General features: G+C 46.4%; 17 protein-coding genes. 9 read left to right on the plus strand and 8 right to left on the minus strand.

What is annotated here, in order from left to right; translation table 11 throughout:
- Positions 1-747: 747 nt before the first annotated feature.
- The 5 genes from ylqF to cqsA all read left to right on the plus strand — a co-directional run bounded on the left by ylqF (position 748) and on the right by cqsA (position 7,135).
- The gene (ylqF, locus tag OH458_RS20060; RefSeq protein ID WP_269979591.1) at positions 748-1,692 is read left to right on the plus strand and encodes a ribosome biogenesis GTPase YlqF; all 945 of its coding nucleotides are present in this window, start codon (positions 748-750) and stop codon (positions 1,690-1,692) included.
- A 95-nt stretch (positions 1,693-1,787) separates the two neighbouring features.
- Entirely contained in the window at positions 1,788-2,771 is a 984-nt protein-coding gene (locus OH458_RS20065; protein WP_269979592.1) for a CobW family GTP-binding protein, read from the plus strand.
- Positions 2,772-3,182: 411 nt separating this feature from the next.
- Positions 3,183-4,583 (plus strand): H(+)/Cl(-) exchange transporter ClcA, encoded by a 1,401-nt coding sequence (gene clcA, locus OH458_RS20070; protein WP_269979593.1) that lies wholly within the window; start codon positions 3,183-3,185, stop codon positions 4,581-4,583.
- Between the two features lie 112 nt (positions 4,584-4,695).
- Positions 4,696-5,670, plus strand: a complete 975-nt coding sequence (locus OH458_RS20075; RefSeq protein ID WP_269979594.1) for a TDT family transporter — start codon at positions 4,696-4,698, stop codon at positions 5,668-5,670.
- 283 nt (positions 5,671-5,953) lie between these two features.
- Positions 5,954-7,135 carry an alpha-hydroxyketone-type quorum-sensing autoinducer synthase gene (gene cqsA, locus OH458_RS20080; protein WP_269979595.1) on the plus strand — a complete coding sequence of 394 codons (1,182 nt, stop codon included), beginning with the start codon at positions 5,954-5,956 and terminating at the stop codon, positions 7,133-7,135.
- A gap of 31 nt (positions 7,136-7,166) precedes the next feature.
- Here the strand turns inward: cqsA and OH458_RS20085 are convergent, their stop codons facing one another.
- The 4 genes from OH458_RS20085 to OH458_RS20100 all read right to left on the minus strand — a co-directional run bounded on the left by OH458_RS20085 (position 7,167) and on the right by OH458_RS20100 (position 14,750).
- A complete protein-coding gene (locus OH458_RS20085) occupies positions 7,167-9,236 on the minus strand; it encodes an ATP-binding response regulator (protein ID WP_269979596.1) in 2,070 nt (689 codons plus the stop codon).
- A gap of 115 nt (positions 9,237-9,351) precedes the next feature.
- On the minus strand, positions 9,352-12,393 hold the full coding sequence (locus OH458_RS20090; RefSeq protein WP_269979597.1) for an AAA family ATPase: 3,042 nt from the start codon (positions 12,391-12,393) through the stop codon (positions 9,352-9,354).
- A 7-nt stretch (positions 12,394-12,400) separates the two neighbouring features.
- The gene (locus tag OH458_RS20095; RefSeq protein WP_269979598.1) at positions 12,401-13,531 is read right to left on the minus strand and encodes an exonuclease SbcCD subunit D; all 1,131 of its coding nucleotides are present in this window, start codon (positions 13,529-13,531) and stop codon (positions 12,401-12,403) included.
- 133 nt (positions 13,532-13,664) lie between these two features.
- Complete coding sequence (locus OH458_RS20100) at positions 13,665-14,750, minus strand: ketoacyl-ACP synthase III (protein ID WP_269979599.1); 1,086 nt, start codon at positions 14,748-14,750, stop codon at positions 13,665-13,667.
- 126 nt (positions 14,751-14,876) lie between these two features.
- Between OH458_RS20100 and trxC the strand changes: the two genes are divergently transcribed.
- Positions 14,877-15,311, plus strand: coding sequence for a thioredoxin TrxC (gene trxC / locus OH458_RS20105; RefSeq protein ID WP_039480393.1), 435 nt, complete (start codon positions 14,877-14,879; stop codon positions 15,309-15,311).
- A 198-nt stretch (positions 15,312-15,509) separates the two neighbouring features.
- The gene (locus OH458_RS20110) at positions 15,510-16,670 is read left to right on the plus strand and encodes an MFS transporter (protein WP_269979600.1); all 1,161 of its coding nucleotides are present in this window, start codon (positions 15,510-15,512) and stop codon (positions 16,668-16,670) included.
- Positions 16,671-16,724: 54 nt separating this feature from the next.
- On the opposite strand, the gene OH458_RS20115 is transcribed toward OH458_RS20110, so the two are convergent.
- From OH458_RS20115 to OH458_RS20125, 3 genes are all read right to left on the minus strand, one after another.
- The gene (locus OH458_RS20115) at positions 16,725-19,358 is read right to left on the minus strand and encodes a glycoside hydrolase family 31 protein (RefSeq protein ID WP_269979601.1); all 2,634 of its coding nucleotides are present in this window, start codon (positions 19,356-19,358) and stop codon (positions 16,725-16,727) included.
- 248 nt (positions 19,359-19,606) lie between these two features.
- Positions 19,607-19,993, minus strand: coding sequence for a nitrous oxide-stimulated promoter family protein (locus OH458_RS20120; RefSeq protein WP_269979602.1), 387 nt, complete (start codon positions 19,991-19,993; stop codon positions 19,607-19,609).
- Entirely contained in the window at positions 19,977-20,507 is a 531-nt protein-coding gene (locus tag OH458_RS20125) for a GNAT family N-acetyltransferase (protein ID WP_269979603.1), read from the minus strand. The genes OH458_RS20120 and OH458_RS20125 overlap by 17 nt, the downstream gene beginning before the upstream one ends.
- A 106-nt stretch (positions 20,508-20,613) precedes the next feature.
- Here OH458_RS20125 and OH458_RS20130 point away from each other — a divergent pair, with 106 nt between their 5' ends.
- On the plus strand, positions 20,614-21,051 hold the full coding sequence (locus OH458_RS20130; protein ID WP_038187098.1) for a DUF4174 domain-containing protein: 438 nt from the start codon (positions 20,614-20,616) through the stop codon (positions 21,049-21,051).
- A gap of 28 nt (positions 21,052-21,079) precedes the next feature.
- Here OH458_RS20130 and OH458_RS20135 read toward each other — a convergent pair whose 3' ends face one another.
- Positions 21,080-21,325 carry a nitrite reductase gene (locus OH458_RS20135; protein WP_269979604.1) on the minus strand — a complete coding sequence of 82 codons (246 nt, stop codon included), beginning with the start codon at positions 21,323-21,325 and terminating at the stop codon, positions 21,080-21,082.
- A 151-nt stretch (positions 21,326-21,476) separates the two neighbouring features.
- On the opposite strand from OH458_RS20135, the gene OH458_RS20140 reads away from it, so the two are divergent.
- The gene (locus tag OH458_RS20140; RefSeq protein WP_269979605.1) at positions 21,477-24,368 is read left to right on the plus strand and encodes a ligand-binding sensor domain-containing diguanylate cyclase; all 2,892 of its coding nucleotides are present in this window, start codon (positions 21,477-21,479) and stop codon (positions 24,366-24,368) included.
- Positions 24,369-24,386 lie beyond the last annotated feature (18 nt).

A 24,386-nucleotide genomic window follows, 5' to 3' on the forward strand; every position in this document is an offset into this window, starting at 1 on the left:
AAAAAAATTCAACCAATAAATGAGGTGATAATTAAACACGATCACTGTGCTCCTCATATGATTGAAATTTTCGCTAGTTTCTTTATCAAAGCACTTTCTAAATTTAAATCTAGAACGGATGTTTTTAAATCTCCCGAAAAATGAAATTTCCATACTCACTAAATTACCAATGCATTTTTGAGTTCTAGTTTAGACTGAAGTGGATTTCTGAAAAATTGGGAAAGAATAGCTACTTGGTTACAAACCATTTTAGAAATTGTATATGAATCATCATAGATAGGTTAAAGCAGATCATCATCTCTAAATTCTGAGCGCTTAGAATTCAGCAATGCTAGTTTGGAAAACTTATATACTTGGAGACTGAGTACCCTAAAACGTTTACGAGATACAGAACAAAGCTTCAACCTCAAAATTAAAAGAGACAGTATATAAGTAGCCCACAATTATATTCCATCCATCTTATATATTACTTTTTATAAATGCTCTGTTAAGAGCTGAGTTTATGTCGGCGTACTGAGGTAGGTGGATCAAGCCAGAAAACTCAATTTCACTAATTAACTTGTGAAATTTTTAAAACGACTAAGATTTTCGTCTAAACAATTAAAGTGTTAGAATGATCACATCAATGCTGACGTGGCATCAGGTGGTCGTTAAATACTTCCAGTACCCCTCTATCTGATTTCTCTTTTGGTACCCCACCTGATACCCCACCAGCCTAACCATAAAAATAAAAGGTAAGATTTTCATATGGTTGCAAGTAAAATTCAATGGTTTCCGGGCCACATGCATAAGGCTCAAAAAGAGATTGCAGAAGCGATTCCTCAAATAGACGTCATTATTGAAGTACTCGACGCTCGCATTCCTTTTAGTAGTGAAAACCCGATGATCGCCGAGCTCAAAGGTGATAAACCTGTTGTCAAAGTGCTGAACAAGCGAGACCTTGCCGATCCAGAGCTAACACAACTTTGGATTGATCATTTTGAGAAAGAACACAATGTAAAAGCGATCGCGATCACTACGTCACAGCAAGCCGAAGTGAATAAAATCATGGAGCTTGTTCGTAAGCTTGCTCCCCACCGCGAAGAAATTGGTAAAAACATTCGTACCATGATTATGGGGATCCCAAATGTGGGCAAGTCGACCATCATTAATGCTCTTGCAGGTCGAACCATCGCAGTCACAGGCAACCAACCTGCGGTGACTAGACGTCAACAACGTATTAACTTGCAAAACGGCATCGTTTTATCCGATACCCCGGGTATTTTATGGCCAAAAGTCGAAAACCCTCACAGCGGTTTTCGTTTGGCCGCGACTGGTGCAGTAAAAGACACCGCCATGGAATATGACGAAGTTGCTTTTTACACAGTCGAATATCTAGCCCAAGCCTACCCTGAGCGATTACAAGAGCGCTATCAAATTGAAGACTTACCTGAGTCAGATATAGAGCTAATGGAAGAGATTGGTCGCAAACGGGGTGCACTGCGCGCCGGAGGTCGAGTGGATCTGCACAAGTGCTCTGAGATTCTCCTTCATGAATTAAGAGGCGGGACGCTTGGACAAATCACGCTAGAGCGACCAGAAATGATCACTCAAGAGCTTATTGAAGTTGAGATTGAAGCAGCACGCAAAGCAGAAGAAAAAGCGAAGAAGAAAGAGGAACGTCGCAAACGCTACCTCAGAAACAAGCGCTAGAAGACTTAAACAGGGCAGCACATCACTGCCCTTTTTTGATCACAAAGATTGAGTTTTTGTTATAGTGTAACAAAACAAACAATGAGAAGTTTTCTATGAGAATTCCAACCAACATCATCACCGGTTTTCTTGGCACGGGGAAAACAACGGCCATTTTGAATCTACTCAAGAACAAGCCCGAAAGTGAAAATTGGGCAGTGCTAGTCAATGAGTTTGGTGAAATTGGTATCGACGGCGCGTTAATGACCGAGCAAGGCGCCTTGATTAAAGAAGTACCTGGTGGTTGCATGTGTTGCGCCGCTGGTGTGCCTATGTCTGTCGCTATCACCGCCCTGCTACGTACCAACCCAGATCGCCTAATCGTTGAACCTACAGGCCTTGGCCACGCACATAAAGTTCTTGCTACGTTGACGTCAAGTCAGTTTAAAGATTACATCGACCTAAGAGCCACAATCGGCTTGGTAGATCCACGTAACCTTTCAAATCCCAAATATATAGAGAATCAGAACTTTAATGATCAATTATCCATCTCCGACATTGTAATCGGTAATAAGGTGGATGAATGTCATGTGGGTGATGTTGACGCATTTAACGATTGGGTTACCGATCAATCCCCACCGAAAATCTTTAGCCAGCTGGTAAAGCACGGTAATTTCCCAATCGAGTTACTCGATAGTCCGCGCCGAAACCCTACTGAGTCGAATGAGGTTGAGTCGCATCACCACGAACATGCCGAAAAAGAGCCGCAATTTCAGTTGCCACCAAACCAAACCTTTGTCCGCAAAGAAAACAAAGGACAGGGTTACTTTAGCTGTGGCTGGATATTTGGTGCTGAAGTCGAGTTCGACTTTGATGACCTTTTCTCAGTTTTATCTGACCTTACCGCTGAACGCGTGAAAGGTGTTCTCAATACGAACAACGGCTGCTTTGCATTCAATGTTAGCAATGGCGTGGTTTCGGTGAATCAAATGTCTCTTGAAGGGTTTGAAAGCCGACTAGAGGTCATTGATAGCCAATTATTGCCATGGGATGAGTTAGAAGGCGTGCTAAAACGCATATCAAATATCGACTCTCTCTAAACGACAAAAGGCGCACCATTCAGTGCGCCCTATCCCTCGTTACTCAATCGTGAGTCTGCGAATCGAGTGCGACTTACGCCACTCGATGTAAAACGAGGATTTTCAATTTTTATCATTGAATCCATCCAAATTGTAGGTAAGACACTATTTCCTCCATGCGGGTTGGTTCGAGTTGTCTTACCCTTTAACTATGGTTCAAAACCACCAGTTTGCAAGCTGATCATCTCCCCTATTTAATCGGTTCTGTGATACCGATCCGATAATTAAATTCTCTCGATTCACCACGAGTCTCATTAAATTGTCATATTTGAAAATCAATATTCCATTCTTGTCGCTATAGTTACGCATAGACCGGCGTATAATTTGCCGTAACATCATTTCCACCGCTTATCGTACGAGGCAAAACACTCCATGACAAAAAGAGAGAAATTCAAGCAGTCCCTACTCGCAGCAGTACCCAAGGACGCGATCAATCAATTTCTCTCCAAAGACAAAACGCCCGTTTCAGTCCTGTTACTTTCTATTATCGTTGGCGTTCTTGCTGGTTTTGTTGGCACTCTATTTGAGTTGGCGGTGCACTTTGTTTCTGAAACCCGTACCGACTGGCTGAAAGATTCTATTGGAAGTGCTCTACCACTATGGTTAAGCGCATTTTTAATTAGCGCTTCGCTGGCATTCATTGGCTATTTTTTGGTACATCGATTCGCACCGGAAGCCGCGGGCTCTGGAATACCGGAAATCGAGGGTGCGATGGATGGAATTCGCCCGGTACGCTGGTGGCGAGTAATCCCTGTTAAATTTTTTGGCGGTATGGGTACCCTCGGCTCCGGCATGGTGCTCGGTCGCGAGGGCCCGACGGTTCAGATGGGCGGCGCGATTGGTCGCATGGTAACCGATATCTTTCGAGTAAAAGATGACGACACCAAACACAGCCTATTGGCCTCTGGCGCTGCGGGTGGCTTAGCGGCGGCATTCAATGCACCTTTAGCGGGGATTATGTTTGTCGTTGAAGAGATGCGCCCTCAGTTTCGGTACTCATTAATCTCGATAAAAGCGGTCATTGTTTCTGCGGTTTCAGCCAATATTGTCTTTCGCGCTATTAATGGGCAATCAGCCGTCATTACCTTACCTCAGTATCAGCCACCGGAGTTACCAGCGCTTTGGCTCTTTCTCTTACTTGGTATTATGTTTGGTATCTTTGGTGTTGTTTTTAATAAACTAGTGACACTGTCACAAGACTTCTTTGCCAGAGTCCACAAAAACGAACGTAAGCGCTATTTGATTACCGGTAGCTTAATTGGGGGATTCTTCGGCATCACTCTACTCTACATGCCCGAGATTACAGGCGGCGGAATCACCTTGATTCCAAATATTGCCAGCGGCGGCTATACCGCAGGGTTTCTTCTATTGCTCTTTGTCGCCCGTATCGCCACTACCATGATCTGTTTTGGTTCGGGCGCACCGGGGGGTATTTTCGCGCCAATGTTAGCCTTAGGTACCTTGTTTGGTTATGCGTTTGGTCTGATTGCGCATCAACTGTTACCTGACTTGATGATTGAGCCCGGCATGTTCGCGATAGCAGGAATGGGTGCACTGTTTGCCGCAACGGTGAGAGCGCCAATTACAGGAATACTGTTAGTGATAGAAATGACCAATAATTACTACTTGATCCTTCCTTTGATCATCACCAGCTTAGGTGCAGTGGTGTTTGCCCAAATGCTCGGTGGGCAGCCAATCTACAGTCAATTGCTCCACAGAACTCTTAAAAATGAGAAGTTAAGACAGGAAGACCTACCTAGCGAAGTGAAATGATAATTGCATCGCAACCGTTTGGCTTGTTATCATCTGCGCAGAAAAATCGGTAACTCGCAAAACCTTCGATCGATTTTTAGAGCATTTACTCGCACAAAGTAGGAATAGGTCGTTGAACTGGAGACGCTTAACACAATTTCAGAGTGTACCCCCATCGCAAGCTGCACTTGCACTGGGTGTTATTGGATTGGGACACGCGTGGTTCTTGTATATTCCTGAAGTTGGTGAGTTCGTTCGCCCCTATCTCGCCTCTCTTGGTGCGATATTGCTGTTTCCTGTCTTAGTTAAATACCTCACCAATGCGAATACATTCATTAACGATATTCGCAATCCGCTTAGTGGCAGTTTGATGGCTCCGATGAGCATGGCACTACTGATTCTATGCGATTATTTAGCGGTTATTTCACCCGTTGTCGCCTACCCACTTTGGTTTGCGGCGTTATTACTGCACCTTACCATGATGGTGATGTTCTTTGGTTTCCAATTAACCAACTTCAAAATATCGAACATCGTCCCTAGTTGGTTTTTGTATCCCGTTGGGCTTATCAGTAGCTCACTGGCTGGCACTCAGTTTGGTCATACCGTATTCTCCGAAACCTTGGTGTCAGTTTGTATCGCGATCTATTTTTTCATGCTGCCGCTGGTACTTTATCGCTTAATGTTTGAAGGGATGCTGCCAAGACGCGCCCGACCCACCCTTGCTATTATGGCCGCGCCAATTAACCTGACGCTGGCGACCTACTTAGTGAACTTTCCACAGCCAGACCCAATCCTCACCGGCGCTCTCGCTGGCATAGCAGTCACCATGACGCTGTTTATTTACTTGTGTTACTTCAAATTACTTAGGCTTAAGTTTCAGCCCTCTATTGCAGCGGTTACGTTTCCGTCTGTCATCAGCGCCATTGCAATGCATCGACTCACCAGCTTCTTTGAGCAATATCACCCTCAATGGCATTGGCTCCACCATTTTGGACTATTCGAGTTAAGTGTCGCGACAGGGTTGGTGATTTGGGTTTCGGTGGGTTACATAAAAATGTACTGGCCTGAGCTGTTTTCATCCGATCGCACGAATCAAGCGGCAAACTAGCCATCTATTTGCTATTTCTAACCTGTAACAATTTCCGCCCTAGCATGCTTTTTTACGCGTTTTTCTGAACCCGAAACGTTGCAAAAGGCTAACTTTTATCGCCGAATTTTCAGTAAGTTATAGTGCCGTAGCCTAGGGAAGACTTCCCTTATGCATTATAGTTGATATTTTTGTTTGTAACCCACCACGAAAATATAATTATCTTAACTAGAAACATTATTAAATTTCATTCATATATTCTTTCGTCAGCTGGCACATGGTTTCAAATAAAGGATATACGATTATGAATACGCTAAACCTATGCCCTCCATCTCCAGAATTCATAAACAAAAAGATAGAACATCACTTAGCGAAGCTCGTTAACTGCCATCAAAACGGCAAACATTTGGTGATGGGTGCCCAGCCCAACGATGACGATATTGTACTGCAAAGCAATGATTATCTTGATCTCGCGAACCACCCCGAGATCATTCACCGTCACGCCGAAGCCATACTCGAAAAACGGCACACATCCGTCATGTCTGGGGTGTTCTTGCAAAGTGAAGATAGAAAACCCGCGCTCGAGCGCAAACTGGCAGACTACACGGGATTTAGCTCTTGTTTATTATCTCAATCGGGCTGGTCAGCAAACCTAGCCTTGCTGCAAACCATCTGCGATAGCGAAACCCAGGTTTATATTGACTTCTTTGCCCACATGTCACTTTGGGAAGGGGCAAGAATTGCAGGGGCAAACATCCATCCGTTTATGCACAACAATGTCCGTCATTTACAAAAGCTGATTCGCCGCCACGGACCCGGTTTAGTCTTGATTGATTCGGTGTATAGCACAATAGGTACGGTTGCCCCTCTCATCGATATTGTCTTAATGTCGAAGGAGAATGGCTGCGCTCTGGTTATAGACGAATCCCATTCCCTTGGAACTCATGGCAAGCATGGTGAAGGTTTGCTCAAGAGCCTCAAACTCAGCCACCAAGTTGATTTTATGACCGCAAGTTTAGCGAAGGCTTTTGCCTATCGTGCGGGAGCGATTTGGTGCAACAATCGAGCAAATGAGTGCATTCCATTTGTTGGCTACCCAGCAGTGTTTAGCTCAGCCATGTTGCCCTATGAAATTGAGAGACTCGACAAAACCTTAGAGATCATTCGCCAAAGTGACCACCAGCGTGAGCACTTGCGCAAAATCAGTCGTTATTTGAAACAACAGCTGACGCAAATCGGCGTAACGATTCGTAGCGAATCACAAATCGTCACGCTTGAAACCGGTGATGAGAGAAACACAGAAAACGTACGAGATTTCCTAGAGAGTAAACACGTATTTGGCGCCGTTTTTTGTCAGCCAGCAACCACTCCTAACAAAAACATCATTCGTTTCTCATTAAATAGCAGCGCCACACAACAACAACTGGACCAGATCATCGCAGCGGTTCAGTCGGCTCGTCAGCAACCTAACCTATACATTCTATAGTCACGTTAACGTGCCTTCTAAGCGAAGGCACTTAAATCCAGTTGGCAATTTTGTCGAGCAAAACATCGGTGCCTGCGGGCTTGATGACATAGTCATTCATGCCCGCTTGTTGAATTTTATCGATAGCAAGCGCCGTTGAGTCTCCCGTGTGACCAAGGATGGGAACATTGGCATACTCACTGGCTGAATTGCGTATTGCATTGGCCGCCTCCAACCCATTAAGAGACGGCATTTCGATGTCCATAATCACCAAGTCTACAGGGCTTTGTTGAAGCTTTTCGATCACCTCATGACCATTTTGAGCTTGGATAACTTCGAACCCTTGTTGCTCCAACAAAATCGACGTGTAAGCACGCAGAGACTGATTGTCGTCCGCAATAACGATGGTTTTCCCGTGGCAAACACGTTTCTTTGGAATAACGCTTCGGCTCGGTTCGAGCTGTTCAAACAGAAGTTGATCGAGCACGCTATCAGGATCTTGCTTCAAGCGCTCTTTCTCAACCGGATAGATGGCTAGGTGGCGCTCAATATTGTCGTGATACGAGAGATCACTTTGGAATAACGGTGCGATGCGTCCTTCGGTAAAGTGCAGTTTTGCTTCAAGTTCATTCATCAAACTTGGCGTTTTGAGTGCAATATCGAAGTCGATAAAAATGACATCAAATTCGAATTCATATTCTTGTTTTTTACTCGCCGCCTCAAGGTCCAAAGTGACAAATCGAAACCCTTGGTAAAACGCGTGTTCATTTAAAATATTACTAAAGGTTCCTTGTTCGCCAATCAGCAGGATGGATTTTGACTTCATCAGATCGATCTTGATCGACCCTACCGCATTAGATTTATATTCTGGGAACGTGAGTGTGAATTGCGTCCATTCATCCAGAATAGAATAACACTCAATTATTCCACCAACCGCCACCATCACTTTGTGACAGAAAGGCAGGCCAAGCCCGTAGCTGCCGGTCTTACCAAAGGTATAAAAATCCTTGAAAACATGCTCGATAACATCGGGAGCAATACCGACACCGTTATCGTGGAAAATCATTTGATTTTTATCATCGCGGCGGGTGAGCGTAATGACAATTTTAAAATCATTGTCGGCTTGGTAGTAAAACGCATTTTTGAGCAGGTTGTAGAGCGCGTATTTGATTAAGGTATCACTACCGAAGAAGTCGAAATCTTGCTCGACAACCAGCTCCACCGCAGATTTGTCATGGCCGCTTTTGTAAGGGAAGCTCTCAAGCGCGTGTCGCGTGACCGTAGCAATGGAGTGTTTCCTAAACGTAGACGTCGACACTCGATTCTCATCAATCGAAGTTAAAAGCAGATCGATGGCTTCATTGCCGTTGCGAATCACTTCATCAGCGTCATCAAGAACCTCTCTGGCCATCGACAGTTCATGCGTTGATATACTGATGCCACTTTGAGAGCCACTCTTATCCGCTGGTAAAATGGAGCTCAGCACTTCAATAGACGCCTTAAGCGCACTTAACGGGTTGCGCATTTCATGGGCAATGCCAGCGCCAAATGATTTGGCAATCGACACCTTGCTCTCGTGCTCGGCTTGATTTCGAAAATAGAATAAGTTACCGAACACATAGGTAAACAGGAAAATAGGAATATAGGGCCAAACCACATCGTTCAGCGCCTTATTCATATCGGCACCATAAACAAGCACAATAGCGATGAAAATAGACACCCCCGCTTGAGCCAACACAATCCGCGTTTGATGCACGAGCAAAATATGCAGGAAAATGGACGACATAAATGACATCGCCCAGATCGTTGACCAGTCGTTTTTCAGCATCATGTAGAAGAAGAAAAACGGTAAACAGAGCGTGATAGAAACGAGATAGTAATACGGCATATAGCGCCGATAGTGCTCAGGCAACTGATTACGAAACGCAATAACGGCGAACAGCAAAGAACAAAACGTTCTTAATGCCAAACTTTCGTATGGTTGCGGAAATAGATAGCTCCATACGTAGTAGTATGTAGGAAACCCTAGCAGCCCCATCCAACCAACTAAGGTAAGGTTAGGCTCTGCGTACTGGTATATTTTGTTGACCGTGTCTTGGATTGCTACGCGAAATGCGTCCATTAATCACCTATCCGACTCGCTGACTATCTATATTGCTTTTATATTTATGGGTTTATTCAATTAACAATTAGCACATATCTTGGGAGCCCTCCATATTTGAGCTCCCAATCTTCCGCTAAGATGACACGAGTTTGATGGAGCTACCAAGTTTGGTCGGCTCTACGTCGATACGCTGTGTCATTTGCTCCTTTAGTTCAGAGACGTGTGAGATAAGACCGATGGTTCTTCCCGATTGCTGAAGATCAACCAAGGTTTGAACGGCTAAATCAAGTGATTCTGGATCGAGACTGCCAAACCCTTCGTCAATGAACAAGGTATCAAGACGGATGCCGCCGCTGTAAGATTGAACCACGTCCGAAAGGCCGAGCGCGAGAGAAAGCGCCGCCATGAATGACTCACCGCCAGAGAGTGTTGCCACATCTCGCGTTTTGCCTGTGTAGCCGTCTTCGACAATCAGATCCAAACCTCGTCCGGCTGCGCCTTTAAAGCCTTCGGTCTTGCGTAATAGGATATAGCGCCCTTTACTCATTAGACTCAAACGCTGAGAAGCCTGAATAAGAACATCATCAAGCAATACGCCAAGCACAAAGCGGTGTAAGCTAACGCGACTGCCTGTTTTGCCACTCGCCACATCGTAAAGGGTTCCGAATACCTTGTACTCGTTTTCCAACTCGGCATTCTTTTGGTGCAGCAGTGAAATATCTTCGCATACCTTGTTGACGCGCTCATAAGCAGAGCGAGTAATATCTAACTCAGCACGAGCTGTTTGATAACGCGATTCGACCTCAGCATGTTGTGCATTCAGCGCCTCCATATCTGGTTCGGTTTGCTCTTTTAAGCTCTCGGTCAAGTTTTGTACTGTCTGCTCGAGTTTGATTCGCGCCTGTTGGTAGCCTTGTATCTCCTCTTGCCATTGTTTCAGCTGCTCATCGTGCGCTTTTGCAGCAAGAAATGCCACTTCATCAGAAAACTGACTCTTCTCCAGCGCCTGCTGCCAAGATAGAGCGTTACTGGTTAGTGCCAACGTCACTTGTTCGTAGTGTTCGCTGAGCGTTTTCACTTGCCCTTCAAGTTCGTAGTGCTGGTTGGACATGGCTTGGAACTGTTTCTGCGCAAGGTCGTGCGCATGGTTGATGCTGTCAATACGCTGTTTTAATTGAACTAAAGCTTGGTCGACTACCCCTACCTCTTGGTAAGTTTCACCGATCTCTTTAGCTAACACTGTCGATTGCTCTCGTAATCCAGTTAATTGTGCTTGCGTAGCAGACATTGCCTCTTTGAGCTCTGCAATCTTGCGCTCACCATTGTCACTGCGCTGGATAAGCTCTGTGACGCTTCGCTCCAAGTTCGCTAAATCAAGCGATTCGATCTCTTTGAGCTTGCCCTGGTTAGATTTCAGTTCCTCTTCAAGCGCGATGTGGTCGGCTTGCGCTAGTGTTCCAAGTTCTGCCGCCGTCTCAACGACTCGCTTTTCACTCGCAGCGATTAACGATTGCTGCTGCTCAAGGGAACTCATTGCCTGTTGTTGGGTATTCAGCGCTTGTCGCTCTTTGGCACGGGCTTGTTCGACTTGCTCTTTTGTAATCTCTTCGCCTTCAAATCGCGCTGGATTGGGGTGCTCCTCGCTGCCACACACAGGGCATGGCACCTTATCTTGAAGCTTTTGTGCCAACACCGCTGCTTGAGCACTATGCCAAGCCCAATCGAGCCTATCAGCCTGTTGTGTGGCTTCCGATAAGGCTTGATTTGCATTCGCCAGCTGAACTTCGAGTGGCGTAAGCTGTTTCTGCTGGCTAGCAAGCTCATTTTTGAGTTGAGTAAACTTTTGGAGATCCGACATCGAACGCTGTAAACGAACAATTGCAGCTTCAACGGCAGGCTTCTCATGGTGCTGTTGCCTTGCGAGCTCAAATTTCGCCTTGCCCTCTTCTGCTTGTTGTTCGAGGCTTTGTTTGTGCGCGATGTACTGCGTTAACGTCTGTTGTTGCTCGGCGGCTAACGTTTCCAGTGATGTGCACTGAGCATCAACCCGCTGTTTTTCAGACAATTTGGATTTAATGGTTTGTAAAGTATAAAGCTCATCGTTGAGCGCTGGTACTGTCGCGACTTGCTCTGCTGCCTGTTTTTGCTGGGCAGCAGAATTCTCAACCTCTTTCTTAATTGAGGTCAGTTTCTCTTTCGCATTGGTGAGTTGATTCGCTGCCTGCTCAGACTGCAAAGCACTCTGCTTCCATTGGCTATGGGTAAAAGCTAAACCATTGGCGGCTATCGCCATATCGACAAGATGCTGCTTTTCTGTAAAGCGGTCTGCCGCAGCAACATGTTCAGCCAATGATTTAGAGGCCGCGCTTAGTTCACTAAAGCGCTGTTGAATAGTTTGAGCTTGCTGAAGCGTTTGTTTTTGCGCTTGCAGCTGCGCAGCCGCATCGTGCTCTTGGGTTGTCGCGTGTTCTAGCGCGGCTGTTAGATTGGTCAGTTGTTCTTTAAGCTCAGATTCAGATTCAACGTCCGCAACACTCAATGCGCCCCGTATTTCATGGTCAAAGTCATTCTTCGCTTTGCTTATCGCATTGGCTTTGTCTTTCAGAGAATACTCTATCCGCTTGTAAATATCGGTTTGGAAAAGCTGGCCAAAGATCTCCTCGCGATCTTTCGAGCTTGCGAGCAGTAATTCTCGAAATTTACCTTGCGGCAGCACCATTACCTGACGGAACTGGGTTTCGTTCAACCCCAGTAGGTCAGTAACTTCTGTTTTCACTTGCGCCGTTTTACCGGCGATTAGAACTTCTGGCTCACCCAATTGATACAAAGACGCCGTGTGCTTTCTTGTGGTTGTCCCTTCACCGCGAGCTTTGGGCGCTTCTTGCTCGGGAGAACGTGTCACTCGGTAAGTCTTTCCTTGCAACGCAAAGTCTAATATCACTTCAGTTGGTACTGAGAGCGGAGCAAGATCACTGCGCATTTGAATGCCTTGACGCTCATTTCCCGTCGTTTCGCCGTACAACGCGAAGCAGATTGCATCAAGAATCGACGTTTTCCCCGATCCGGTTGGTCCGTTGATGAGAAACAGCGGATTTGATCCCAATTGAGTGAAGTCAATCTCCTGCTTTTGGGCAAAAGGACCAAAAGCTTGTAGTACGAGTTTAATTGGTTTCATAGTGATCTTACTGCTTTGTCAGTTGTTTGATGATGCCAGAGAGTGCACTTTCTTGTTCATCACTGAGCGCTGAATCTTGTGCTTCTAAATAGAAATCGCGAAACATATCCATTTCACTTCTTGCTAATTTGGCTTTGGCCATCTGCTGTTCAACCCCTACCAACATGCCGGGTTTCTCAAGGTGCAATACATTTGGATAAACCGCGCGTAGTTTGTCCATTGGATTTAGAATCGCGTGTTTATCAAGCAAGCGGACCAGTAGATAGTCATCAAACTTAGGATCAGTTTGGCCAGCAGAGAGAAGTTCTTCCATTTCGCCTTCCAAGATACGCATCTCATGAGGCGCCGCTAGGTCAATGTGGGTAGACAGCTTGAAACCCGACTCATCCAACTCAACCAACGTCATGCCTTTTCGTTGATGCTGCTCCGAGAAGCTGTATTTCATCAAGGAACCGGAATAGCGAATATACTCTTCACCCTTTTTCTGCGGCTGATGAAGATGCCCTAGTGCGACGTAATCAAATGAAGTGAAATGCTCGTGACTGACGCGATCTGAACCACCAATGGACAAAGGACGTTCTGAGTCTGATTCAATGGCGCCGTCTACAAAGCAGTGACTGATTAGTACATTCTTGTGTGAAGGTTGAAATTGCTGGCAGATTTGCTGAGTGAGCAGTTGATGAGCCTCATCGTGTGTCGACACCGACTGCTTAAAGTGGTGGCGAACTTGCTCTGGGTCGCTATATGGCATGCCGTAGAATGCAACGGGACCAATCTCTGACTCAATAACAACCGGGGTTAGCATCTGCTCAAAGTCAGACAGAATGTGAAGTCCTGCACTTTTCATTCGGCCAGAGCCAAAACCGAGTCGCTGAGCACCGTCGTGGTTGCCCGGAATTAAGATGATTGGCAGATTTAACTCACCACACACTTGGTTGACGAAGCGGTTCATGACTTCTATCGCGGCGGTTGGTGGTACTGAGCGATCGTAAATATCGCCCGCGACGACTAACGCATCAACGGGATTTTGCTTGATGTAATCGACGATTTGGTTAAGAACAACCACTTGATCGTCAAGTAATGAAACGTTGTGGAATTGTCGACCTAAATGCCAATCTGAGGTGTGCAGAAACTTCATGAACGCCCTTTATCATTCTTATGATTTACGCTCTATGATACTGTCTTCTTTACGGTTATGCCTCCGCTTTTTCTTTGCTAGTCGCGTAAAAAAGCCGCGAATGATACGCGGCTTTTCGTTTTAAGGGGTGGCTTTACTCTGCGCGGCTATGGCAAAACTCAATCGCCGTTTTAAGCAATTCAAGTGCGGTTTCATCGCAATCAGGCAATACCGCATCGCTTTGTGTAATCGGCGTCACTCGGTCACCCCACTTAATGTGGCCTGCGCCCCAAGTGAGGCCCGCACCAAATGCGGCAAGTAGTAAATTGTCGCCCGGTTTAACAACGCCTTGCTCCAAAGATTCACACAGCGCAATCGGAACCGTAGCAGCAGAGGTGTTGCCATACTTCTGGATATTGACGAAGGCTTTATCTTGGCTAATTCCAGACATATCACACAGTGTTTGAATGATGCGAATATTCGCTTGGTGTGGGATGACCACGTCTATGTTATCGGTGGCTAGCTGACTTCTCGACAGAACACTGTGAGCCGCTGCGCCCATACCTTTAACGGCGCGTTTAAAAATCTCTTTGCCAACAAAGTTGAAGTCCCAATGTCCATTGTCGGCGGCAAAGCGGTCCATTGATGTGCCAAATTTTGGTACCGCTAGAATATCGCGTCCTGCCGAGTCACACCCGAGCTGTGCATGTTGCAAGCCGACTTGTTGCTCAGTGCGCGAAAGCACGACTGCACCAGCACCGTCACCAAACAATACAGCGGTGTCACGCTTCGTCCAGTCAATGTAGAAAGAAAGACGCTCTGCACCGATCACGATTGCATGTTTGTAGTTGCCTGCTTGAATCATACGCGTCGCCGTTTCCAAGCCGTACACGAAACCTGTACAAGCAGCGTTCAAATCAAACGCTGTGGTCGCTTTCATCCCAAGGTTTTGCGACACTTTCGAGGCAATGTTCGGAATCAGTGAATCAGGAGAACAAGTCGCGACGATGAGCAAATCAACGTCATCGGCACTAATTCCAGCACAAGCCAGTGCATGTTTCGCGGCAACGGTCGCCATATCAGAAGTTTCGACGTGGCTAATACGGCGATTTTCGATCCCCGTTCTAGTTCGGATCCATTCATCTGAGGTATCGATAAATGTGCTTAGATCATCATTGGAGAGCGTAGCTGGAGGTAGGCACTTGCCCCAGCCAGTAATTTCTGCAAAAAAAGTTGTCATTCTGAGCCTTTTCGTTTTCTTATTTGAGTCACTCGACCTTTTCAGAGTATAACTAGCGTTGGTGGGTGGTGTCATCCTATTGAAACAACTAGTGTCACAGCAATTACAAATAGAAAGAGAAAAGTCATGTCTACATTTAATACACGATGCCCGTCATGTTCAGGCGTCAATCGCGTTCCAACAGAGCGAGTGTCAGAGAGCCCAAACTGTGGTAAATGCCAAACATCATTGTTAGATGGCGCGCCAATTGAAGGGACGGAGCAAAATCTAGATGCGTTGCTTGAGTCAAAACAGCCAGTGGTGATCGATTTTTGGGCACCTTGGTGTAACCCATGTGTTGGGTTTGCTCCTGTTTTTTCTGATGTTGCCTCTGAACGAGCGCAAAGTGTACGATTTGTAAAAGTCGATACCGAATCTCAGCAAAATATCGCCGCTAAATATCAGATTAGAAGCATTCCAACCGTTATGGTGTTTAAAGATGGGAAAAGAGTCGATATGATTAACGGCGCTCTTCCTAAAGGTCAATTTGATCAATGGTTAAACCAAGCTCTTCTGAAGTAGCACACAGATTAAATTAGCAATTTAGAAAGCCGAAATTAGCAAAAATTTCGGCTTTAATTATTCATTTTCTACACATAGATAACGATAAGTATCTTTTATCGTCTCGAACAATATTTATCGTTTTACCTCTCCCCCATTTAACCCCATAGTCGCGCCAAATTCTGATTATTTTCGCTCCATCAACCAGAGGTCACGACGTTGGAAAACACCCTTGCTCCTGCTCCAAAAGCACGCATTTCTGTACCTGTTATTGCGCTTGCTCTTTATGCGGTAGCGTCAGGCTATTTAATGAGCTTGATTCCTTTAATGCTGCCACATTATGGCTTGGAATCTTCCCTTGCCAGTTGGTTAGCCAGTGTGTTTTACGCGGGTCTACTAGTTGGTGCTGTGATTATCGAACCTGTAGTCACCAAGGTTGGTCACAAAAACGCTTTTGTATATTGTTTGGGCGCTTTTCTGTTTACGATTGCGCTGTTGCCAGCATTCAATCAATCCATGGTTTGGCTTTGTGCACGTTTTGTCGCCGGTATTGCGGTAGCGGGCGTGTTTGTGATTGTTGAGTCATGGTTACTGCACGGAGACGAATCTGCAAGAGCAAAACGCCTTGGGTTATACATGGGCTCGTTGTACGGCGGCACATCACTTGGTCAACTAGGCATTGGCGTACTTGGTGTGACTGGTGGCGTACCATTCATTGCCATTGTGACCATGCTATTGTTGGCAATTGTTGTTCTACTATTTGGTGAAACTGACCAACCTGAAAGCCAACACAGCTCACCGCTCTCATTGAAACAAATCGCGAAGCTCAATCATGCGGCAATCATTGGTTGCATAGTGTCTGGGTTGACGCTTGGCGCCGTTTACGGGTTAATGCCTTTAGAGCTATCTCAGCGCGGTATCAGTAACGACAATTTGGGTAGCCTAATGGCACTGGTAGTACTTGGCGGAATGGCGGTTCAGCCAATCGTTCCTTGGATGTCTAAGTATTTTGGCCGCACGTTTTTAATGGCAATATTTTGCTTGCTTGGCGTTGCTGCGATTGCGCTAACCGCTGCGTATTCCGGTATTCATGCGTTGGGTGCGGGGCTGTTTATCTTGGGTATGGCGACATTCGCGCTTTATCCCGTTGCAATCAATCTTGGCTGCGACAAACTAGATGCAAGCTACATTGTGTCAGCGACACAAGTGATGCTGTTTAGCTACAGCGTGGGCTCCGTGGCAGGTCCAGTTCTCGCTGATTGGTTTATGTCTGGAGAACAAGGTTTGATGGGCTACCTATTTGCAACGCTGCTGGCGACTTGCGTTTACATGCTCATCGCAAGCATCAAAACCAAACGTCAAGCTGTCGCTGGCGAGTAATAAATCAATAAGGAGAACGCGATGTTCTCCTTATTTTTTATGCCCGTTTCACTTTCAAAACTCGAGTGTGATGGTCGTTTCTCCCTGCTCAGGTAATTGAGCGAGCTTCACATAAAGTTGGTCACCTGATTGTTTCCATGTGATCGCTTGCTCTGCGTTGCTAGAGATTCGAGAAACTTGTATCTCCGCATCTAGACTCCAGTTAACTTCAAGTGCGCGTGACGATGGCATGCCTTGGTATTTCCCTAGCGATTGAATACTCAAAGTTGCACTCGAATCCAATACACGCGTCGTGATTTGTGTTTCCCGTTTCGCACCATGCAAGTAGTCAGTCGTCTTGCCATCGTCTTCAACAAGCGTGAAGGCATTATTGGCGAAGCCAAAGATTTTTAGTGTAATGTCTTGCGGCACTTCGCTGGTCCATTGCCCTGCACTACTCTTTGAAACAGGGATGATCGCGCCTTGTTTTGCAAATAGTGGCAGTTGGTATTGGTTATTCTCGTTGTATAAGTCAATTGTCTTGGATTGTGCTTTCAGCGCATCCATCTTGGTTCCGGTTCGGAAATCAAACCAATCTCCCTGCGGGAATGTCACAGTAACGTCTTTGGCATCAAGTTCGGCGACCACTGCACTCATCAACTGATTGCCGATCATCTTTTGGTGCTGGATGTCATACAAGGTTGAATCCTCGCTGAACTCATAACTGACAGGCGCAAAGATCGCCTCGCCATCCTGATGGGCGTGATGAGCCAGAGAGTATAGGTATGGGATTATCTCGTAGCGCAGAGCAAGGTTGTTGCGATTACTTTCCCTGTCTCCAATACGATCTGGCGCGGTTTCTTTGCAGTTGCACAAATTCTCGGTATGTGGGCGAACTGGCACATCAAACAAACTGCTGTAGGCAAACCATTGAGTGTACGTCTCATCTAGGGCTGCTTGCTTTTTCTCGCCAATTACCCCAAGCCCTTTACGATGAAACCCACCGATATCTGACCCATAGTAGTCAATGCCTGACAACATCATATTGGTTTGTTGCCCAATGTGAGTGGCGAGGCTTGTCAGATTAGAGCCAATATCCGCAGACCACATCGACGCACCGAACTTTTGAATTCCCGTGGTTCCGGAGCGAGACATCATAAATGGCCTTTGGTCCACATCATTATTTTGGTAGCCCTGATAGATGCCTTCTAGCCAGTAGTAGTTAAACAGGTTGTGAATTTCATCATGCGCTTGATCGCCAAAGTAACGAGCTTGATGATTGTACATTTCTGGTTCGCCAAGATCAGTCCAATGCCCCATGACTCCCATATCAATCAGTTGCTGGCGCTTCCAATCGTGCCAATAGCCATTCACCTCAGGGTTCGACCAATCAATCATGCCGCCTTTCCCCCACCAGTTGCCTCCCCCGTGAGGGTTCACATTGGCACCTAACCCTGTCTCTGGGTCTTTGGCGAGATAGCCTTTTTCTTCGAGCGCTTTAAATTCATCAAGTCCCTGACTGACATAGCTCTCTTCGATCAGCACCATCCCGATTCCTTGCTGTTTGAGCTGGGCTATTTTTAGTTCGGGCTGTGGGAAGTTATCTCTATCCCAGGTAAGAGAGCCCATCTGGCTGTCTGGATCGTTGCCACTCACATTACCGAACCACTGAAGATCCATAACGACCCCATCAATAGGGAACTGATTGTCACGCAGTGTCGCGAGCTTGCTATCCATTTCAGCCCAATTATCAAATCCGTACTCTGACAGCCACATACCAAACATCTTTCTTGGCGGCACAAGCGGCTTGCCTGACAACTGCATAAACTGCTTACGCAGCTCTTTTTGTTTAGGAGCGACCATCACAATGATTTCACTGGCTCCTTTTGAGGCTTTTACATTTATCTCTTGGCCATCGAACTGCCATTCCGAACTGTAAAGGTTGTTGAGATAGAGCGCGAAATCACTCTGAGTTGGGCTCGCACCATAAAGAACAGGAACAATAGTGTTACCAGTCGCCCCACCATTGAATCCTTCCATTTTGTTGCCCGCGTGGCGTGTTCGTTGATTCCATCGACCATCTAGGTCGCCCGCTTTTTGAAACTCTTGGCCTAGTCCGTGGTAGTGATAGTCATGATCAGTGTGGACGGTGAAGCCTGTCGATTGTGCTGGGCAAACCTGATTAACTTCGCTGCCTTTCTTATCTTGAATCTGAACGCACAAGGTCGTCGGTTCAACGGCAACAACCAATGAACTGGTCGCCCACTGGTACTTGCCCAATTTATCTAAACTTGAGAGTGTTAAAGCGCTTACGTCGAGTAGCTTTTGCTGCAGAGGGACTTGCTCGTGACCAAAGCGCACCCGCAACGTATTGTCAGCGACAAACTCCAGCGATAGCACTTGCGGAGCAACAAACGCTTTTTGCTTTAATTCTTCGTAGACTTCGTCACTAAGTTCGCGATTTAAGCGAGTAGAAATGGCCGATTTGAATGCCTCTTCCGAGTAGTAAGACTCGCCGTAGAGTGGTTTAAGCGACTTTACCAGCCCCCTCTGTTTCAACTGCTTACTGAGACGAAATACATCGGCAGCATTAAGCTGATAACTCGCGGTTCCCTCAAAATACTCTGTCGTAGAAGCCTGCTCGGTATTCGTACACCCCGCTAATATAGCGGTCATCAAAGCGCCGTATAACACCGTTTTTCTTCGCATTGTAAACTCCAATAATTCAGCAATTTAGAGTCAGTTTACTCAGTCGATATCGGTTGGAAAAATAGGCTATAGCTAGTGTCATATAGGAAAAATATATATCACGCCCACTATTTACCCTTTGCTTTGGTAATACCTATAGAGAGATGCATTCAACAAGGTGATGTTTTGTGAGCTAGCCAGCGATGTGCGTGAAGCGGCGTATAACATTTCGACTTAGACGCGAAGAGAGAGTAAAGTTGTTGAGCCGATTATTTTTGACGCCGCTTGGCTCGGTTTGACATGTTGGTTAGCGGCCTTTCCGGAGCTGCCCGGCGCTCCAACAAAAGATGACGAATTGAGAGAATTGGATGAGGTAGAAGCATCCTAGGCCCTGAGTATCGCATAACGGCTTTCATTGCCGCTTTGGGCTGGGGTTTATAACAGTGGATCGGGCACTTATTGCACGTCGGTTTTTCTTGACCATAAGGGCAGCGGTCTAACTTTACCTCAGCGTAAGCCAAAAGCTCAGCACATTCACTGCAAAGCTCTCCTTTTGAATAGTGCTTATCACGGCAGTAAATCGCCATCATCGCCGCCACGGTTTTGTGTTCCGTAAGTAAAGCACCTTGCAAGATATCACTATGGATGTGTTTCATGGTTGTTCAGAGGTAATCGATACAAGAGTAGATCAATCGTATCACTCACTTTGCTTTCGACTTTGACATAGGTAAAGCCAAGTCGAGATAGTAGCTTTTGGCTGGCTATGTTGTCTGACGTTGTGATCGCAATCAGCTCTTCAATTTGTGGGTTTTGCTTTGCGTATTCAATAATGGCGAGCGATGACTCCAGACCAAAGCCACATCCATAGCAGGTCGGTAAAAAACCATAGCCAATATCGTATGCATCAAATTGGTCGCGCTTTATTAGTCCGCAACCCCCAATGGGCGTAGAGTCACTAAGGCGCTCGACCACAAACAAACATACGCCATGGTTTCGATACATGGTTAAAATGTTCTCTTCAATATAGCGCTCGGCGTCTTGTTTGGTGTGAAGCTGTTTGTCGCCGACATACCTTTTAAAGTCTTCACTTGGATAGAGGTTTTGGATGAATAGCGCATCGTCTTTTGTCGCCGTTCTAAGTCTCAATCTTGAGGTGTGAATCACTTCCATGATGCGATGTCCTCTTACAATCAGAAATGACTGAGCTTAACACCTACAATTAACGTATAGGAAATGAAAGCAACAAAGCTCGGATAGTGCGACTAGGAGGCTCACAATGCGCGTTCTACTGCTGACAATGCTGATGTTTGGTTTTGTGCAAACGACCCTAGCATACCCAGCTCATTCGGAAAAATGGGCTCACAGAAGTGTCATTTACTTTGCTCCGACTAATGACGAACACGTCAAACAGTTCCTGCTCGAAACTCTGATGATAGAGTGCGAACTGGCAGAGCGTGACGTTGTCACCCTTGTTATAACGGAAGATGGATTTACAGTACCTAGTTGGGTCAGAGAGGAATTCAACCTTAGTGGTATGTTCCACATCTACGATGTTGTGCCGGGCGAACATACCGCGGTCTTAGTTGGTAAGGATGGCATGGAAAAGCTGCGCTGGGGAAAAAATACCGATTGGGACTCTATTAAATCAACTATCGATAAAATGCCACTTCGACAATATGAAATGGCACAGAGAACGAGCCCCTGTTCCGCATAGTTGTCGGGATTGTTGCGCTTGCGATGAGTTAGAGCGACGCGATCTCTTTCTCTAACTGATACTTTTGATCGGTAACGATCTTTTCGAGCACTTCGACACGATCGGTCAGTTGCTCTACTTGCTGCTGAAGTTCGACATTTTGGGCACGATCTACGCCACTTTGCTGCTCTAGTTCTAGTTGTTTGATTTCTTTGCGGTGAGATAGAAACAACTTCACAAACCGAGTACCAAACACAGCGCCAAATATAATGGCAAAGATCATAACCAATTCCATAGAACGTTTCCTTATATGGGGATTTTTGTACCTTAATCGCTAGCTTCAATTGCGCTTTACGCTGTGTATAACATAGAGCTAATACATTGAGCAATAATATGAAATCAACTATGCTGTCTCGTTCGAAGAGATTGCAGCCAAAGGTATACAGATGAACGAACGAAATTGGTCCCCTCAATTAGTGGCTGGCTTAATCTATTTTGTTCTGTTTTTCGTCTCTCCCCTTTCCGCGCGCGCTTCTGAACTGAGTGAATACCTCTTTGAGACTTGGACTAGCCGAGATGGTCTTCCCCACAACAGCATTAATGCCATCACCCAAACTGATGACGGCTATCTTTGGTTCGCAACATGGGAAGGTCTGGCGCGATTCAACGGACACCGATTCGAACATTTCACTCGCGGCGTTGATTCAGGCTTAATTGACTCGGGCGTGCGCGCTCTTTATGCAGACGCCAAAGGCGGGCTACTTGCCGGAGGCGTACGTGGTGGATTAACTTATCGCCATCAGCGAGGTTGGCAACCTGTCGAGCCCGCGGGTAAGCTCATCAATGCAGTATTACGCGATCCAAACGGTGGAATTTGGATAGGCACGCAAAGCCTTGGCTTAGTCTATCGTGGCAGCTTAGAAGCAAAGAACGAAATCAAAATCTCGTCAGTCGGTGTTTACAAACTGACTCTCGCGCTCGATAGGGACGTACTTGCGTCAACCAACAAAGGCTTATTCAAAGTCGGTCAAGAAGGCGTGGTCAACATTAGCGCCCAAGCTGGATTGGACCCAAATCCAATCTACGACGCTCTCCAACTAAGCAATGGTGAGATCCTATTTGGTGGCAAACATGGCGCTTGGCGCTTCGATGCCAATAACAAGCTGCACTCACTTCACCCAACATTAGACAGTGCATTCATCACTCGAATTCTCGCTGACGACTCTGGTGATTACTGGTTTGGTACCATTAATAACGGGGTTTATCGGCTAGCAAACAACACATTAACTCACTTTAATGAGCGCTCAGGATTACTCAACAACCGCGTGCTTTCCCTTTTCCAAGATAGAGAGCGCAGCATCTGGATCGGAACCAACGGTGGATTGACGCGGTTGCACAAGGCACCATTTACCGTTTGGGATCGGCATCGTGGGTTAGCCGGCGATTACGTAAGAACCGTACTTGCGCTCGATTCTGGCGACATTATCGCGGGAACAAGTCGCGGCTTAAGTGTTATTCGTAACCGAGAGATCCGCAATGTTCAAACAGACTCAAATCAAAGTGAATTGCTATCAATACTGAGCCTAGCCCCCAGAGCACAAGGCGGCGCGTGGGTTGGGACGTACAACAGAGGTGTTTACCTATTTGATGGTCAAACATTGGCCCCCTATCCACTTGATGAGCTTCCTACGCACGAAGTTCGCGCCATTTTGCAGGACAAGCAAAATCAGCATTGGTTTGGCACAACGGCAGGTCTATTGCGTCGCTCACCGGACGGCACAACACGATTGTTTACCGTCGACGATGGCTTAGTAGATAACTATGTGATGGCACTCGCTCAAGATAAACATGGGCATATATGGGTTGGGTCAGCGGTTGGTGTCGCCGTCATTCGTGGTGACAAGGTTGAACAGATCGATCTCACTAGCATGGAAGATGCGCAATATGTGTTTGGTTTCTACGCGCAAGGCTCTTCGATGTGGTTAGCCACCGATCGTGGCTTAATTCGTTATCGATTTAGCGATAAAAAGCTCAGCCTTATTGGACGACCGCAAGGATTACCGATTGATAAGTTCTTCCAAGTGATACCCGATCACATGGGCTATTTCTGGCTAACATCCAACCGTGGGCTTTGGAGGATCAGTCTAGACCAAGCGAACGCGATAGCCGACGGCCGCGCAAGAGGACCTATACGTTTCGAACTCTATAACGAACGCGATGGTATGCGAACCGCTCAAGTCAACGGAGGCTCTAATCCAGCCGCGACTATCGATAATGAAGGGACATTGTGGTTCCCAACCGCGCAAGGCGTTGCATCTACCAATCCACGCAATACCGAGGGGTTAGTTATTCCTCATTTCCCGACCGTCATCGAACGTCTCACCGTCGATAAAACGCAATATGATTTAGCCCAACAACACGTTTTCTCATTTCCCGCAGGCAGCCAGCGCGTCTCATTTGATTACGTGGGTCTTGGTTTTTTATCCGCTCAACACATTCGCTATCGAACGAAACTTGAGGGTCTGGATAACGGTTGGGTATCTCGTGGTTCACAAACGAGTGCCGACTACACCAACCTTGCACCCGGCCACTACCGTTTTGTTGTGAAAGCCTATTACGAACATCATGAAAGTGACGTCAACCTAGCAAGCGTTGAATTCGTGGTATTGCCCTATTGGTGGCAACGTGCCAGCGTTCAAATAGGGTTATTCTTGTTGCTCGCGGCGTCAATCGCACTTCTATTTTGGTGGCGCTTGAGGTTGTTAAAACGCTCAGAGCTAAGGCTCAAAAACGAGGTCATGCAGAAAACCCTCGCACTCCGCAAACAAGCTGCGGCGTTTGAAGTTCAAGCTCGAGAAGACCAATTAACGAGACTCAACAACCGACGTGCCTTTGATGAATGGATTGAGAAAGTTGTCTACGCACCGGGTCAATCGACGTCGTTTTCTCTCGCGCTGATCGATATTGACCATTTCAAACAAATTAATGATACCTACACCCACTTAGCAGGTGACCAAGTGCTCAAGATCGTCGCGCAAGAGATTAAAAATGCGACGCCACAAAATGGTTTTGTCGCTCGTTGGGGCGGCGAAGAGTTTGTTATAGGATTTAGAGACTGGGATCCGCAGAAGGTGTTTTCAGTGTGTGAATCATTACGAAATGCCATTAAACAACGAGACTTTGGCAGCGTGGCAGAACACCTAACCGTGACCATCAGTACTGGCATTGTTAACTCAGATAACAGTCACGACTTTGATCTGTTACTTCGCCGCGCAGACCGAGCCTTGTTGCATGTGAAAGCCAACGGTCGCGATAGCATCTATGTGCATAGTGAGTGATCGACGCTAGGGAGCATT

The sequence above is a fragment of the Vibrio sp. MarTm2 genome (assembly GCF_027587055.1).
Lineage (GTDB): Bacteria > Pseudomonadota > Gammaproteobacteria > Enterobacterales > Vibrionaceae > Vibrio > Vibrio sinaloensis_D.